This window comes from Stenotrophomonas sp. RIT-551 (assembly GCF_026241915.1).
GTDB classification, from domain to species: domain Bacteria; phylum Pseudomonadota; class Gammaproteobacteria; order Xanthomonadales; family Xanthomonadaceae; genus Stenotrophomonas; species Stenotrophomonas bentonitica_A.
Genome location: NZ_JAPJIU010000001.1, coordinates 558699 through 572902 on the forward strand (window position 1 = coordinate 558699; position 14204 = coordinate 572902).

At 67.3% G+C, this 14204-nt stretch carries 13 protein-coding genes; 11 read left to right on the plus strand and 2 right to left on the minus strand.

The genetic code is table 11. The annotated features are described in order from the left end of the window. The first annotated feature begins 77 nt into the window (after positions 1 to 77). Positions 78 to 1295: a D-alanyl-D-alanine carboxypeptidase family protein gene (locus tag ORK51_RS02380; protein ID WP_070471949.1), complete on the plus strand. Its 1218-nt coding sequence runs from the start codon at positions 78 to 80 to the stop codon at positions 1293 to 1295. A gap of 109 nt (positions 1296 to 1404) precedes the next feature. Here ORK51_RS02380 and ORK51_RS02385 read toward each other — a convergent pair whose 3' ends face one another. Further along, positions 1405 to 2469, minus strand: a complete 1065-nt coding sequence (locus ORK51_RS02385) for a lipid A deacylase LpxR family protein (protein ID WP_266083791.1) — start codon at positions 2467 to 2469, stop codon at positions 1405 to 1407. Positions 2470 to 2662: 193 nt separating this feature from the next. Here ORK51_RS02385 and ORK51_RS02390 point away from each other — a divergent pair, with 193 nt between their 5' ends. The 7 genes from ORK51_RS02390 to gnd all read left to right on the plus strand — a co-directional run bounded on the left by ORK51_RS02390 (position 2663) and on the right by gnd (position 10051). Further along, a complete protein-coding gene (locus ORK51_RS02390) occupies positions 2663 to 2941 on the plus strand; it encodes a DUF493 family protein (protein ID WP_019186034.1) in 279 nt (92 codons plus the stop codon). Continuing rightward, positions 2929 to 3636 (plus strand): lipoyl(octanoyl) transferase LipB, encoded by a 708-nt coding sequence (lipB, locus tag ORK51_RS02395; protein ID WP_046274256.1) that lies wholly within the window; start codon positions 2929 to 2931, stop codon positions 3634 to 3636. The genes ORK51_RS02390 and lipB overlap by 13 nt, the downstream gene beginning before the upstream one ends. A gap of 18 nt (positions 3637 to 3654) precedes the next feature. Continuing rightward, positions 3655 to 4668: a lipoyl synthase gene (gene lipA, locus ORK51_RS02400; protein WP_266083795.1), complete on the plus strand. Its 1014-nt coding sequence runs from the start codon at positions 3655 to 3657 to the stop codon at positions 4666 to 4668. Positions 4669 to 4906: 238 nt separating this feature from the next. Then, positions 4907 to 7084, plus strand: a complete 2178-nt coding sequence (locus tag ORK51_RS02405) for a carboxy terminal-processing peptidase (protein ID WP_266083797.1) — start codon at positions 4907 to 4909, stop codon at positions 7082 to 7084. 128 nt (positions 7085 to 7212) lie between these two features. Continuing rightward, complete coding sequence (locus ORK51_RS02410; protein WP_070425951.1) at positions 7213 to 7839, plus strand: DUF2242 domain-containing protein; 627 nt, start codon at positions 7213 to 7215, stop codon at positions 7837 to 7839. A gap of 22 nt (positions 7840 to 7861) precedes the next feature. Beyond that, positions 7862 to 9145: a hypothetical protein gene (locus ORK51_RS02415; RefSeq protein ID WP_266083800.1), complete on the plus strand. Its 1284-nt coding sequence runs from the start codon at positions 7862 to 7864 to the stop codon at positions 9143 to 9145. Positions 9146 to 9148: 3 nt separating this feature from the next. Continuing rightward, complete coding sequence (gene gnd / locus ORK51_RS02420) at positions 9149 to 10051, plus strand: phosphogluconate dehydrogenase (NAD(+)-dependent, decarboxylating) (protein ID WP_070425949.1); 903 nt, start codon at positions 9149 to 9151, stop codon at positions 10049 to 10051. 97 nt (positions 10052 to 10148) lie between these two features. Here gnd and ORK51_RS02425 read toward each other — a convergent pair whose 3' ends face one another. Continuing rightward, entirely contained in the window at positions 10149 to 11189 is a 1041-nt protein-coding gene (locus ORK51_RS02425; protein WP_266083802.1) for an oxidoreductase, read from the minus strand. A gap of 170 nt (positions 11190 to 11359) precedes the next feature. On the opposite strand from ORK51_RS02425, the gene ORK51_RS02430 reads away from it, so the two are divergent. The 3 genes from ORK51_RS02430 to ORK51_RS02440 all read left to right on the plus strand — a co-directional run bounded on the left by ORK51_RS02430 (position 11360) and on the right by ORK51_RS02440 (position 14202). Next, positions 11360 to 11737: a BON domain-containing protein gene (locus ORK51_RS02430; RefSeq protein WP_019186026.1), complete on the plus strand. Its 378-nt coding sequence runs from the start codon at positions 11360 to 11362 to the stop codon at positions 11735 to 11737. Between the two features lie 207 nt (positions 11738 to 11944). Next, the gene (locus ORK51_RS02435) at positions 11945 to 13765 is read left to right on the plus strand and encodes a sensor histidine kinase (RefSeq protein ID WP_070425948.1); all 1821 of its coding nucleotides are present in this window, start codon (positions 11945 to 11947) and stop codon (positions 13763 to 13765) included. After that, positions 13762 to 14202, plus strand: coding sequence for a response regulator (locus ORK51_RS02440; RefSeq protein WP_019186024.1), 441 nt, complete (start codon positions 13762 to 13764; stop codon positions 14200 to 14202). The genes ORK51_RS02435 and ORK51_RS02440 overlap by 4 nt, the downstream gene beginning before the upstream one ends. Positions 14203 to 14204 lie beyond the last annotated feature (2 nt).

Here is a 14204-nt window from a genome sequence, read left to right on the forward strand (position 1 = left end):
GTGCCGCCGCTCCTTGGGCCTACAATGCCCGTTATCCCTCATCCACCCCTTGGCGCCCTCCAGGAGCTTGCTGTCCGATGAAATTCCGCTTTGCCGCCGCTGCCATGGCCACGACCCTGTTCGTGGGCATGGTTTCCGCCCAGACCCCTGCGCCGACCCCGGCACCGGCGCCTGCTCCCGCCGCCGCCGCTCCGGCCACCGTGGCGACCCCGCCGGCCCCCAAGCCCAGCGTCTCCAAGGCCTGGATCCTGATGGACTACGCCACCGGGCAGGTCCTGGCCGGTGAAAACGTGCACGAACAACTGGCCCCGGCCAGCATCACCAAGGTGATGACGTCGTATGTCGTGGCCGCCGAGGTCAAGAACGGCAAGGTCCGCACCGATGACCAGGTGATGATGAGCGAGCGCGCCTGGCGCGAGGGCGGCGCCGGCACCGACGGCAGCTACAGCGGCTTCCCGGTCAACCAGACCGCACGCCTGGAAGACATGGAAAAGGGCATGGCGATCCAGTCCGGCAACGATGCCGCGATCGCCCTGGCCGAACACGTGGCTGGCAGCGAAGAGGCCTTCGCCTCGCTGATGAACAGCTACGCCGCCAAGATCGGCATGAAGGATTCCCACTTCGTCAACGCCCACGGCCTGAGCGCCCCGGGCCACCACACCACCGCTTACGACCTGGCCCTGCTGGGCCGCGCGATGGTGCGTGACTATCCGGAAACCTACGCCTACAACAAGGTGAAGGAATTCACCGTCGGCAACATCACCCAGCCCAACCGCAACCTGCTGCTGTGGCGCGACCAGAGCGTGGACGGCATCAAGACCGGCCATACCTCCGAAGCCGGCTACTGCCTGATGAGCTCGGCCCAGCGGGGTGACCAGCGCCTGGTCGCCGTGGTGCTCGGTGGCGGCTCGGAAAAGCAGCGCGCCGATGACAGCCTGGCGCTGCTCAACTGGGGCTTCCGCTTCTTCGAAACCCACCGCATGTACGAGCCGGGCAAGGTCGTGGCCGAGCACAAGGTGTGGAAGGGCAAGACCGACAAGCTGCAGCTGGGCGTGGCCCAGCCGATGCTGGTCAGCGTCCCGCGCGGCCGCTACAACGATCTCAAGCCGAGCATCGATGTGCCCAAGACCCTCGAAGCGCCGTTCACCGCCGGCCAGCAGGTCGGCACCCTGAAGGTGATGCTGGACAACCAGGTCGTCGCCCAGGCTCCGCTGGTGGCCGTGGCCGCCGTGGAAGAAGCCGGCTTCTTCAAGCGCCTGTGGGACAGCTTCTGGATGTGGTGGGAATCGGAGTAATCCGGTTCGACCGCACTGAAAAAAGACCGGCGAAAGCCGGTCTTTTTTTTGGGTGGGCGATGAGCCGACCAACGGTCGGCAGCTACCCGCTTCAGGATCAGTCGCTCGCTTACAGCGAGCGGCTGATCGTGAAGCTGCCGAACACCGGCGCCTCACGCTGCCCATCGAACTCGCGCGCGCTGTGGTAACGGGCCAGCGCGAACTTCCAGCGACCGCGCATCACCGCCAGCCCGTAACCGGCCGTCCCCACCACGTGGCGCTTGTCCACGCTGTGGCTGTTGCGGAAGGTATTGCCGTCCAGCGTGATATCGCGGATCACCCACGCCGCATCCGTGGTGGCGAACAGATGCCACGACCAGCCGCTCGGCTTGCCGCCGCGCGTCGGCGCAGTGTTCTCACCGGCCGGGCGCAGCGGCGTGCTGCCGAAATCGTCCGGCAACTTCCAACCAAAGCGCACCTCGCCACCGGCATTGAGGTGCGTGGCCAGATTGCCTACCGCGCCACCGTAGTGGCTGATCGCATCCCAGCCCCAGCCGCCCAGGTTCTCACTGGCGTCGGCCGGCCACCGGCGCATCCGCTCGTGCGTGAGCATGATCACCGGCTCGTTGTGCAGCTGGTTGTCCCAACCCTGGAACTTCTCATCGCCCAGCAGCTCGTGCACCGCGTTCTGGACTTCCTCGCCCTGGGCCCACGGCCCCACCACGCCCAACGCCAGCTGCGTGGTCTGCAACCGGTCGCCGCGACGCGCGTTGTAACCGAAGCTGCCGATCAGCACGCCCGCATACGGCCGGTCGTCCTCGATCAGGTCCTTCCGGGTGAAATCGGTCGGGGTGAAGATGCCCTGGGCCAGGCTGAAGATCATGTTCTGCTGTTCGTACTCGCCCGGATGCAGCCGCTCCAGGTGGCTGTTGACCCAGCGCGCCAGGCGCGGCAGGCACGGGTCATCGGTGTAATCGACCAGGTTCGGCGAGACGAAGGTGATCTGGGCGCCGTTGGTATAGCCCTGGTCCTGGTCCTTGCCACCGAAGAGGTCGTTGTCGACGCGGAAATTGACCTGCGGCGGGTGCTCGCGCATCGCATCGGGCCCGCATTGAGTGGCGGCGTGGGCGGCAGGCGCGGCCAGGGCCAGGACACCGGCGAGTGCGGCCGGCAGCGCAAAGGGCTTCAGAGACATGGGATACCAGACGGGAATTTATTCTTTCTTAAGCCGGTACAGCGTAATCAGAGCGTGATGTCGTGAACAGCACTGCGCACGCACTGCTGCGTATCAGTGGCGATACAGGCGTTTTCACGGGCCGTTCGGCGCCGCTGTGCGCACGATCAAGCAGCGCTTGGGTTCGGGCGCAGGCATCCCCATAATCCCGGTCATGGAGATCAAGTCTGACAACCCCGACCACGGCTTCCAGTTTCCCGGCCAGTTCGAACTCAGCGCCATGGGCGCGGCCGGCAAGGACCTGGAACGCGAACTGCCGCGCCTGCTCGAGCTGGCCGGCGTGGATGTGCTGAGCGAGCGCATCAGCTGGAAACACTCGTCCAACGGCAAGTATGTGTCGGTGCGGCTGGTGTTCAAGGCGGATAACCGCGACCAGTACGACGCCGCCCACAACGCCCTGCGCGACCACCCGGAAGTGAAGTGGACGCTGTAACCAGCTGCGCCACCGCTGCGGCCCCGGGTGACCGGGCGCCGCAACCGGCCATTGTGCGCGACCTCGGCCGCCAGCCCTATGCCCCGGTCTGGCACGCGATGCAGCGCTTCACCGATGCCCGCACCGAGGACACCCCCGACGAGCTGTGGGTGGTCGAGCACGACCCGGTGTTCACCCTGGGCCAGGCCGGCAAGGACGAGCACGTGCTCGCCCCCGGCGATATTCCCGTTCTGCATGTCGACCGCGGCGGTCAGGTGACCTACCACGGCCCCGGCCAGCTGGTGATCTACCCGCTGCTGCAGCTGCGGCGGCTGGGGATCGGCGTGCGCGACTACGTCTGCCGCATCGAGCAGGCCATCATCGACACCCTCGGCGACTGGAACATCGGCGCCGAGCGCCTGGAGGGCGCGCCCGGGGTCTACGTGGGCGGGGCGAAGGTCGCCGCCCTGGGCATCCGCGTCCGCCGCGGCTGCACCTTCCATGGCCTGTCCTTCAATGTGGCCATGGACCTGGAACCGTTCCGCCGGATCAACCCCTGTGGCTATCAAGGGCTGCAGGTGACCTCGGTGGTAGACTTGGGGGGACCGTCCGGCATGGCGGCCGTCACGCCGGTGCTGCTGGGCCATCTGGCCCGCCAGTTCGGCCTGGCCCTCGAGCCGGCCGCTGAATTACCCGATTTGACTGACGCGGCGTGAACGCCGCCGACCAAGGCCATGACTGAAACCACCGCTCGCATCATTCCCCTGCAGGTTGTGCAGGGCGACACGCCGTCCGCCGCCCCGTTGCAGACGGGCGTCAAACAGATCGGCGGTGACAAGATCGGCCGCTCCCCGGTGCAGTTCGCCGACGTGCCGGTGCTGCGCAAGCCGTCGTGGATCCGCGTGCGGATTCCCTCCGGCAACGCCGTGCAGAACCTCAAGGCCAAGCTGCGCGAAAACCGCCTGGTCACGGTCTGCGAGGAAGCCAGCTGCCCCAACATCCACGAGTGCTTCAGCCACGGCACCGCGACCTTCATGATCCTCGGCGAGGTCTGCACCCGCCGTTGCTCGTTCTGCGACGTCGCCCACGGCCGGCCCAAGCCGCCGGATGCCAACGAGCCGGCCAGCCTGTCCCAGACGGTGGCCGACATGGGCCTGAAGTATGTCGTGGTGACCAGCGTGGACCGCGATGACCTGCGCGACGGCGGTGCCCAGCACTTCGCCGACTGCATCGGTGCCATCCGTGCCAAGTCGCCCAACACCAGGATCGAAGTGCTGACCCCGGACTTCCGTGGCAAGGGCCGCATGGAGCGCGCGCTGGAGATCCTGGCGACCAACCCGCCGGACGTGTTCAACCACAACATCGAAACCGTGCCGGACCTGTACCGTAATGTGCGCCCGGGCGCGGACTACCAGTGGTCGCTCACCCTGCTCAAGAAGTTCAAGGCCCAGCACCCGGAGATCGCCACCAAGTCCGGCATCATGCTCGGCCTCGGCGAGACCCTGGAGCAGGTCCAGGCCACGCTGCGCGACCTGCGCGAGCACGATGTGGACATGATCACGATCGGCCAGTACCTGCAGCCGACCGCGCATCACCACCCGGTGCTGCGTTACTGGACCCCCGAGGAGTACAAGGCGCTGGAGGAGTACGGCAATGCGCTGGGCTTCAGCCACGTCGCCTCCGGTCCGATGGTGCGCTCGTCCTACCATGCCGACCGCCAGGCGGCCGACGCCGGCGTCGCCGGTTGATCCAGCGGGCCCTTCGGGGCCCGTTCTGCCAATCCACTCCGTCTTTCCCCGGCCGCGGCCCTGAACCGCGGATGGCCGCAGGCCTGTGCCTGCCTGCCGATCCCGCCGGTATTCACAAATTTCTCCAACGGCCTCGGTAGGCTGAAGGCCCCGGTGACAAACGCGGCAACTTTCGGCACTGTCGTGGTGTCTGTAATGCACGCAGTCTCTCCCTTGGCAAGGTGCCACGAGCTAGTCCATGAAATTCAAAGCCCCCGCATTCCTGATGGCCCTGGCGCTCACCGCGCCGATGGCACTGGCCGCCTACGCCGATTCGCCCGCGCTGCCTTCGGCGGCAACACCCGACCAGGTGACCACCTCCAAGCTGGTCTACGGGCTGCTGTCGGACAGCCGCTACGCCTACCGGCCGCGCGCACTGGATGCCGCGACCTCCAAGGACGTCTTCAAGCGCTATCTGGAATCGCTCGATAGCAGCAAGCAGTTCTTCACCCAGGCCGACATCACCCGCTTCGCCCCGTTCGAGGCCAACATCGCCACCGCCATCCGCGGCGGCGAGCTGGAGCCGGCGTTCCAGGTGTTCGCGGTCTACAAGCAGCGCGTGGGCGAGCGCGTCGGATATGCGCGCAAGCTGCTCAAGCAGGACTTCGATTTCAGCACCGACGAAAAGTTCGAGTACGACCGCAAGGACGTGCCGTGGGCCGCGAGCAGCGCCGAACTAGACAATCTGTGGCGCAAGTCGGTCAAGAATGACTGGCTGCGCCTGAAGCTGGCCGGCAAGCAGCCGGCCGAGATCCGCAAAACGCTGGACAAGCGTTACGCGACGCTGGAAAAGTCGGTCAATGAGTTGAAGGGCGAGGACGTGTTCCAGTTCTTCCTCAACGCCTACACCAGCGCCGTGGACCCGCACACCGATTACTTCACCCCGCGCACCGCCGAGAACTTCAACCAGGCGATGTCGCTGTCGCTGGAAGGCATCGGCGCGCAGCTGCAGCGCCAGGACGACATGGTGGTGATCCGCGAGGTCATCGCCGGCGGTCCGGCCGCGGTCAATGGCACGCTCAAGCCGGGCGACCGCATCGTCGGCGTCGGCCAGGGCAAGTCCGGTCCGCTGGAAGACGTGATCGGCTGGCGCATCGATGACGTGGTGGCCAAGATCCGCGGTAAGAGCGATACCCAGGTCCGCCTGGAGTTCATCCCGGCCGAAGAAGGCGTGGACGGCAAGCACCACACCCTGGTGCTGACCCGCCAGAAGGTGCGCCTGGCCGAACAGGCCGCCAAGGGCGAGACCCTGACCATTCCGGCCAAGGATGGAGAGCCCGAGCGCAAGGTGGGCGTGATCAAGCTGCCCACCTTCTACCAGGACTTCGAAGGGCGCCGCCGCAACGCTGCCGATTACGCCTCGGCCACCCGCGACGTGGCCAAGCTGCTGGCCGGCTTCAAGGCCGACAAGCTCGACGGCGTGGTGCTGGACCTGCGCAACAACGGCGGTGGTTCGCTGGATGAAGCGATCGAACTGACCGGTCTGTTCATCGAACAGGGCCCGGTGGTCCAGGTCCGTGAATCCGGTGGCCGCGTCACCGTCAACAGCGACCGCAGCGAAGTGGTCGCGTGGGATGGCCCGCTGGCCGTGCTGATCAACCGCGGCTCGGCCTCGGCCTCGGAGATCTTCGCCGGCGCCATCCAGGATTACGGCCGTGGCCTGGTGATCGGTGAGACCACCTTCGGCAAGGGCACCGTGCAGAACATCGTCGATCTGGACCGGTGGCCGAGCGGCGAGAGCCAGCGCTTCGGCCAGGTCAAGCTGACCATCGCCCAGTTCTTCCGCGTCAGCGGCAGCAGCACCCAGCACAAGGGCGTGGTGCCCGATCTGGCCTTCCCGGCCAGCGTGGACGCCAGCGAGTACGGCGAAAGCACCTACGACAACGCGCTGCCGTGGACCCGCATCGCCGCGGTGCCGCACACCCAGTACGGCAACTTCGGCCCGCTGCTGCCCAAGCTGGAAAGCCGCCATGACACGCGTATCGCCGCCGACAAGGAGTTCCAGTGGTGGAACGAGGATGTCGAGCAGTTCCGTGCGGAGAAGGCCAAGAAGTACATCTCGCTCAACGAGGCCGAGCGCCGCGCCGAGCGCGAGAAGCAGGACAAGCAGCGCACCGATCGCCAGGCGATCCGCAAGCAGCTGGGCCTGGATCTGGACCCGCTGGCCGACGACAGCAATGACGACGGCCTGACCGGCAACGAACGCGACATCGTCAAGGATGCCGCCCGCGAGAAGGCCGCCGAAAAGCGCCCGGATCCGCTGCTGCGCGAGTCGGCGGCGATCCTGGCCGATGCGGTGAACCTGCTCGAGGCCGACCGCCCGCTGTCGGCCCAGGTCCTGCCGCAGTCGACTGCCGTGGGCCGCTGGGCGGACTGAACGCCGGCCGCCACCAGCTGAACAGGTGACAACTCCACAGGCCGCCCTTCGGGGCGGCCTGTGCGTATCCACCTCCTGCCAACGCGCACGGGTCTATCCTTGGAGGCTGGATTTCCGCAGGAGCGGCCATGCGCTTTCGTCGTGTACGTTCGATCCCGCTGCTGGCGGTGTTCGCCGCCTTGACCGCCTGTGGCGGCCGCGCCGCCGACAGCACCCTGATCCGTGAGTCGTTCGACTCCGGCGATACCTATTCGCGCACGGTGCCCGGCCCGCCGGCCCAGGCCTGCGAGGCCGCCCGCCGCACCCTGCTCAGCCAGGGCTATGCGATCGCCCGCGCCGGCGATGATGCCGTGGAAGGCAACAAGAACTTCCAGCCCAGGGATGAAGAGCACGAGCAGCTGGTGCTGCGTATTTCGTGCGCGCCGCGCGGTGACCAGGCGCTGGTGTTCGTCAGCGCGGTGCAGGACCGCTACGCGTTGAAGAAAAGCCCGACCTCGGCCAGCGTCGGCGTCGGCGCGCTGGGCTCGGTCTCGCTGCCGTTCGGCAGCAATGACGACTCGCTGGTGAAAGTGGCCAGCAGCACCGTGCAGGACGCCACCTTCTATCGCCGCTTCTTCGAGCGCCTGCAGCAGTACCTGCCGGCAGCGGCTGTGCCCGAGCCCAGCCCGGCTGCCGCGCCGGCGACCGCCCCCGCTGCGGCGGTGGAGCCGACGCCAGCCACGGTGGTGAGCGATACCCCGGCCTCCCTGCGCTGAGCGGGCGGGGGTGCGGCGCGTCATGGCAGCAGGATCGCGGCGCTGGCGCCGCTGTGCGCTCACGGTGCTGCTGGGGCTGATCCCGGCGGCCAGTGCGTGGAGCGCGGCGTCGTGCGCGCAGAGTGTGCTGGAAGCGCTGGGCTGGCAGTTCAGTGAGGCGGACGTCGCCGCGCCGGTGGTCCATGCCGGACCGGTGTGCGAGCGCCCCGACCTGCACCAGGCGCGGGCCGCAGGCGACCTGCGCGTACAGCTGCCGCGGCATTGGTCGGCGCAGCAGCGCCAGGCCTGGCTGCCGACCCTGTTCGATGACCCGGGCACGGTCTGTGCGTATGCATTCAAGCTGGGCGCGGCCACGCGCCGGGCCACCACCGCCCTGCAGGACAACGACGGCTTCCGCTTCTCGGCCTTGCAGCTGGGCTGGATCGGCTTCGGCGCCGGCGGCGCGCAGGCCAAGGGTTGGGAGCGCTTCCGCAGCTTCGGCCGCGGCTATCAGCCGGCCGAAGCCAACAGTGCGGCGCTGCAGACGTTCTACGATGGCCGCGTACGCGCCGAGTGCGGGGTCGGCCGCCAGGTGGCGCAGCTGGCGACCCAGCGCGAACTGTACGGCGATGCCGCCTTCGACCGCGAATTCTCCGCCGATGAACTCTCCATCGGCACGTTCCTGACCCTGCACGAGACCGACAGCATCCTGCTGGGCCGGCATGCCGGCGAGTTCCTGGCCGACGGCAAAGCCAGCAAGACCGCGCAACGCGGTCGGCAGGCGTTCGTGGGTACGCCCGGTTTCATCGAGCACGTGTTCGAGCGCAAGTACCTGGATGACATCAACAACCAGGCCGAGAACTTCGTGGTGGTCGATGTCAGCGATGCCGCGGCGCGTGCGCTGCGCGAGCACGACGGCTTTGCCCATTACGACCAGGTCAACCGGCGCATCTGGTCACTGGCCCAGCGCATGCCGGGCCCGGGGCCGCGCCGCTTCGAGCGGCTGCTGATCGAGCGCGATCCGATCTGGCGGCGCGAGGTGCCGGCCGAACAGCAACCGCTGCTGAAGGAACTGGATGCGTTGCTGGACGATCCGTTCTACCAGGGGTTCCTGATTTACGTGCATCCTCGCGGTATACGTCCTATCGGATATCACATCGCGCGCCTGCTCGATCGCAATCCGCGCACGCCGTTCGCGATCGAGCTGGGGCTGCACAATCTGCACACCACGTTGTACCGGCGCTGGATCCAGGCGCAGCTGCGGCAATGCGCGGCAGCGCCGGTACCTCCTGTTACACAACCGCATTCGCAAGCTGAGCAAAGGTGAGTCATGGATATTGCAATGATTGGGCTGGGCCGCATGGGCGCCAACATGGCCGAGCGCCTGCATCGCGGCGGGCACCACGTGATCGGTGTCGATCCCGGTGAGGCCGCGCGTACCGCGGCCGCCGAGCGCGGTTTCGAGGTCAGTGCCTCGATCGCCGAGACGCTTGCGGCGCTGCCGGTGCCGCGCGTGGTGTGGCTGATGGTGCCGGCCGGCGTGGTTGACCAGACCCTGGCGTCGCTCTCGCCGCATCTGTCCGAAGGCGACGTGGTGATCGACGGCGGCAACTCGTATTACAAGGATTCCATGCGCCGCAGCGAGCAGCTGCAGGGCGAGGACGTGACCTACATCGACTGTGGCACCAGTGGCGGGGTGTGGGGCCTGCAGGAGGGCTACAGCCTGATGATCGGCGGCGACAAGGCCGCGGTCGAGCGGATCGGGGCGATCTTCCGCACGCTGGCACCGGCCGAGGACCGTGGCTGGGCGCACGTCGGCCCGAGCGGGGCAGGGCACTTCTGCAAGATGGTCCACAACGGCATCGAGTACGGGATGATGCAGGCCTATGCTGAAGGCTTCGCGCTGATGCAGCACAAGACCGACTTCAATCTCGATCTGGCGCAGGTGGCCAAGGCCTGGCAGCACGGCAGCGTGGTGCGCTCGTGGCTGCTCGACCTCAGTGCCGATGCACTGGGCCGCAACCCGCAGCTGGAGGGCATCGCGCCGTATGTCGAAGACTCCGGCGAGGGCCGCTGGACCGTGGCCGAGGCGATCGATCTGGACGTGCCGGCGCCGGTGATCACGCTGTCCCTGCTCGAACGCCTGCGCTCGCGCGAGAAGAACTCCTTCAGCGACCGCCTGCTGGCGGCGATGCGCAATGAGTTCGGTGGTCACGCGATCAAGACCACGTAAGCCGGATCGATGCGGGCCGGAGAAGGTGATCGTCCGGCCCGTGGCCGCCAAGCGCGTGGATCTACCCCGGCCAAGGTGAGTGAGCCAGGGCATTGCCTCAGAGCGTCATCCGCCGCCCGCTGCGCGCACTTTCCGCACCGGCCTCCAGCAGGCGCATCAGCTGCAGCGCCTGCGCGGTGCTGACCGGTGCCTCTGCCACGCCCAGCATCGCATCGCGGAACTGCGCATAGAACGCACGGTAATCACCGGGCACGTTGTCCACGGTGCTGCGCTGGGTGTGACCCTCGGCGTCGACCCGTACCAGATGCCCGTGCTGCGGGTCCAGGCCCCAGCCCGGCGCACCCGGTGCGATGCCGCGGCGCAGCTGATCTTCCTGCACGTCCAGCCCGTCTTTGAGATAGCTGCCGGCATCGCCATGCACGATGAAGCGCGGGCCGGAGGCGGCCACCAGCGAGCCGGCGTGCAGGATCGCGCGGTGCCGCGGGTAGTGCAGCACCGCGTGGAAATAGTCGTTGCCCAGCGCGTGCTCACGCTGCGCCATCAGGTCCACGCTGATCGCGCCGGGCCAGCCGAACAACTGCAGCATCTGATCCAGCAGATGGGGGCCCAGATCCATCCACAGGCCGCTGCCGGGCGCATCGCTTTCGCGCCAGCGCTCGCGCACCTGCGGGCGGAAGCGGTCGAAGTGGGAATGGCATTCGGCGACGCGACCGATCCGGCCCTCGTCGATCACCTGCTTGAGGGTGAGGAAGTCGGCGTCATGGCGGCGGTTCTGGAAGACGGTGACCACGCGTTCGGCCGCCTGCGCGGCCCGCACCACCGATTCGGCCTCCGCAACGGACAGCGCGAACGGCTTGTCGACCAGGACATGCTTGCCCGCCGCGAGTGCGGCGCGCGCCAGGGGGGCATGCGCATCGTTCGGCGTGGCGATCACCACCGCGTCCACCGCCGGGTCGTCGAACAGCTGCTGCGGGTCCGCGCAGATGCGCACATCGGTGAAGCTGCGCAGCAACCGGTCGCGCTGCGAGCTGACGATGCTGTGCAACGCCAGGCCGGGCGTGTGCAGGATCAACGGCGCATGGAAGACGCTGCCGGCCAAGCCATAACCGATCAATCCCACCTGCAGTACGGCGGCCATGGTGCGCTCCAACATAACGGGGCAGGACAGCGTAACGGCTGGGCGCGCGCGGCGGAAATCTGAACGGTTTGGCCGCAAGCTGAGTGGTTCACGGCAGCGTTATGCGGCGCCCACGTCCCGTCCACGGCCCGGCACGGACACTGGCTGCACATCCGCAAAGGAATTCGAACATGACCAACACGACCCGTAATCTGCTTGCTGCTTCGCTGGCCCTGGGCATGGTGCTGGGCACCTCTTCCGCCATGGCCAAGGATCCGCCGAAGACCACCGATCATGCCGCGATGACCCACGCCGATACCCACGATTCGGCTGAGCCGGTCACCGACAGCTGGATCACCACCAAGGTCAAGACCGACCTGCTGACCAGCAAAAACGTCCCGGGTACCGAAGTGAAGGTGGAGACCGTCAATGGCGTGGTCACCCTCACCGGCACCGTGGCCAGCCAGGCCGAGCATGACAAGGCCGTCCGTGTGACCCAGCAGATCAAGGGCGTCAAGCGTGTCGACGCCGCTGGCCTGAAGGTCGCCGCGACCGCCGCCAAGCGCTGAGTCCTGCTGCACCGTTGAACAGAGCGCGCCTTCGGGCGCGCTTTTTTGTGCGCGCTTGCCGAGCCCGCGCGCGGTTCAGTCAGGTGAGGGGCCGCGTATTCACAAAGGGGTGGAGTATATTCAGCGCTTCGCCATCGCCGTGCGGTGCGCATGCCGGCTGTACGCGCATGGGCGCGACCGGGTGTGGCACCGAGCTGAAGAGGGACTATGGCGCTGGTGTTCAGTGATCAAATCTGGGACCGCTGGCGATTGCCGGCACTGGCCCTGGCGGCGGTAGCCATCATCGTGGTGCCGTGGCTCACCCTGCGCAAGCTGGCTGATGACAACATCGATGCGATGAACTGGGTCACCCACACCCAGGATGTCGGCGTGGCCGTCTACCAATTGCAGGCCGACGTGCGCGATGTCGAATCGGCCGCGTTGACCATGTCCAAGGGCATCGATGCGCCTGGCCTGCGCGAACGCCTGGCCCAGGCCAACGACATCCCCGGGCGGCTGGCCCGGCTGGCCGAGCTGACCCGTGACAATCCGGATCAGCTGATCCGCATCGGTCGCATCCAGTCCATGCTCGAACGCCGCATGGAGCTGGCCAAGCAGCTGGCCCGCTCGGCGCCCGATGCCGACCAGCGGCAGCTGGTGGCCGACCTGACCACCCGCTACCCCATCCGCAACCTGGTCGAAGAACTGCAGGCCACCGAAGAGCAACTGCTCGCCAAGCGCTCGGCGCTGTTCGCGGCCCAGCAGCGCCAGGGCGAGTTCATTTCCTGGTCGGCGCTGGTGGTGCAGCTGCTGCTGCTCGGCCTGGTGCTGTGGCTGCTGCAACGCCAGATCCGCCATCGTCTCAGCGCCGAACGCGCCTCGCTGCGCGCGGCCGGACGTGCCGCGTCGGTGCTGCACACGGTGCGCGAGCCGATCGTGCTGCTGGACCGCAGCCTGCGCGTGCAGATGCACAATCCCGCGTTCGCTGAACTGTACGGGCTGGACGAGGAGACCTCGGCCGAAGGCCTGCCGCTGGACAGCATCGGCGACGGGGCCTGGGCCGATGGAGTGGTCCGCCAGCGCCTGACCGACGTGCTGCTGCGCGGCCGCGAGCTGTGGGATTACGAGCACGAACAGCGCACCGCCGATGACGTGGTGCGGATCATGCTGATCAACGCGCGGCGCATGCCGCTGCCGGACAAGGACGATGAAGTGGTGCTGATGACGGTCAGCGATGTCACCGTGCAGCGCGCTGTACAGCTGCGGGTGGAGGAACTGAACCGCCAGCTGGAAGGCAAGGTCGAGCAGGTCTCGGAGGTGAATCGCGAACTGGAAGCCTTCAGTTACTCGGTCTCGCACGACCTGCGCGCGCCGTTGCGCCACGTGGCCGGCTTCTCCGACAAGCTCACCCGCCACCTGGGCGACGGGGCCGACGAGAAGTCCCTGCATTACCTGGGCGTGATTTCCAATTCCGCCCGGCGCATGGCCGCGCTGATCGACGATCTGCTGGTCTATTCGCGCCTGGGCCGGGCGGCGATGCGGCTGCAGGCGGTGGACATGCAGTCGCTGGTCGCCGATACCCGCGCCATGCTCGATGCCAACCAGCAGAGCGAGGCCGAGAGCACCGGCGTGCCGCACCATGTCGACTGGAAGATCGCGCCGCTGCCGATCATCGTTTCCGATGAAAACATGATGCGCCAGGTCTGGCTGAATCTGCTCGGCAACGCGATCAAGTATTCTTCCAACCGCGAGCCGGCCCGGATCGAGGTCGACTACAAGCTGCAGCCTGACGGCAGCCATCTGTTCACGGTCCGCGACAACGGCGCCGGGTTCGACATGGCCTACGCCGGCAAGCTGTTCGGGGTGTTCCAGCGGCTGCACAAGGCCAGCGACTACCCGGGCACGGGCATCGGCCTGGCCAGTGTCCGCCGGGTGCTGACCCGCCACGGCGGCCGCATCTGGGCCGAATCGGCGGTCGATCAAGGCGCCACGTTCCACTTCGTTCTTCCACCCGCGCTCGACGCAATCAACAAGGGCTCCGCCGCATGACTGCTCTCCGTACCATCCTCCTTGCCGAGGACAGCCCCGCCGACGCCGAGATGGCCATCGACGCCTTGAAGGAGGCCCGCCTGGCCAACCCGATCGTGCACGTCGAAGACGGCGTGGAAGCGATGGACTACCTGCTGCGCCGTGGCGCCTTCGCCAACCGCGACGAAGGCCTGCCGGCGGTGCTGCTGCTGGACATCAAGATGCCGCGCATGGACGGCCTGGAAGTGCTCAAGGAAATCCGCAACACCGAGGAGCTCAAGCGGCTGCCGGTGGTGATCCTGTCCTCCTCGCGCGAAGAAAGCGATCTGGCGCGCAGCTGGGACATGGGCGTGAACGCGTACGTGGTCAAGCCGGTGGACGTGGACCAGTTCTTCGGCGCCGTGCAGACCCTGGGCAAGTTCTGGGGCCTGATCAACCAGGCACCGGAGATCGAGTAAGC

What these genes read in the sequence shown, in the direction of transcription:
- ORK51_RS02380 (WP_070471949.1), top strand. Translation starts at nt 78, where the DNA reads ATGAAATTCCGCTTTGCCGCCGCTGCCATGGCCACGACCCTGTTCGTG.
- ORK51_RS02385 (WP_266083791.1), bottom strand. Translation starts at nt 2,469, where the DNA reads ATGTCTCTGAAGCCCTTTGCGCTGCCGGCCGCACTCGCCGGTGTCCTG.
- ORK51_RS02390 (WP_019186034.1), top strand. Translation starts at nt 2,663, where the DNA reads ATGGAGATCAAGTCTGACAACCCCGACCACGGCTTCCAGTTTCCCGGC.
- lipA (WP_266083795.1), top strand. Translation starts at nt 3,655, where the DNA reads ATGACTGAAACCACCGCTCGCATCATTCCCCTGCAGGTTGTGCAGGGC.
- ORK51_RS02405 (WP_266083797.1), top strand. Translation starts at nt 4,907, where the DNA reads ATGAAATTCAAAGCCCCCGCATTCCTGATGGCCCTGGCGCTCACCGCG.
- ORK51_RS02410 (WP_070425951.1), top strand. Translation starts at nt 7,213, where the DNA reads ATGCGCTTTCGTCGTGTACGTTCGATCCCGCTGCTGGCGGTGTTCGCC.
- ORK51_RS02415 (WP_266083800.1), top strand. Translation starts at nt 7,862, where the DNA reads ATGGCAGCAGGATCGCGGCGCTGGCGCCGCTGTGCGCTCACGGTGCTG.
- gnd (WP_070425949.1), top strand. Translation starts at nt 9,149, where the DNA reads ATGGATATTGCAATGATTGGGCTGGGCCGCATGGGCGCCAACATGGCC.
- ORK51_RS02425 (WP_266083802.1), bottom strand. Translation starts at nt 11,189, where the DNA reads ATGGCCGCCGTACTGCAGGTGGGATTGATCGGTTATGGCTTGGCCGGC.
- ORK51_RS02430 (WP_019186026.1), top strand. Translation starts at nt 11,360, where the DNA reads ATGACCAACACGACCCGTAATCTGCTTGCTGCTTCGCTGGCCCTGGGC.
- ORK51_RS02435 (WP_070425948.1), top strand. Translation starts at nt 11,945, where the DNA reads ATGGCGCTGGTGTTCAGTGATCAAATCTGGGACCGCTGGCGATTGCCG.
- ORK51_RS02440 (WP_019186024.1), top strand. Translation starts at nt 13,762, where the DNA reads ATGACTGCTCTCCGTACCATCCTCCTTGCCGAGGACAGCCCCGCCGAC.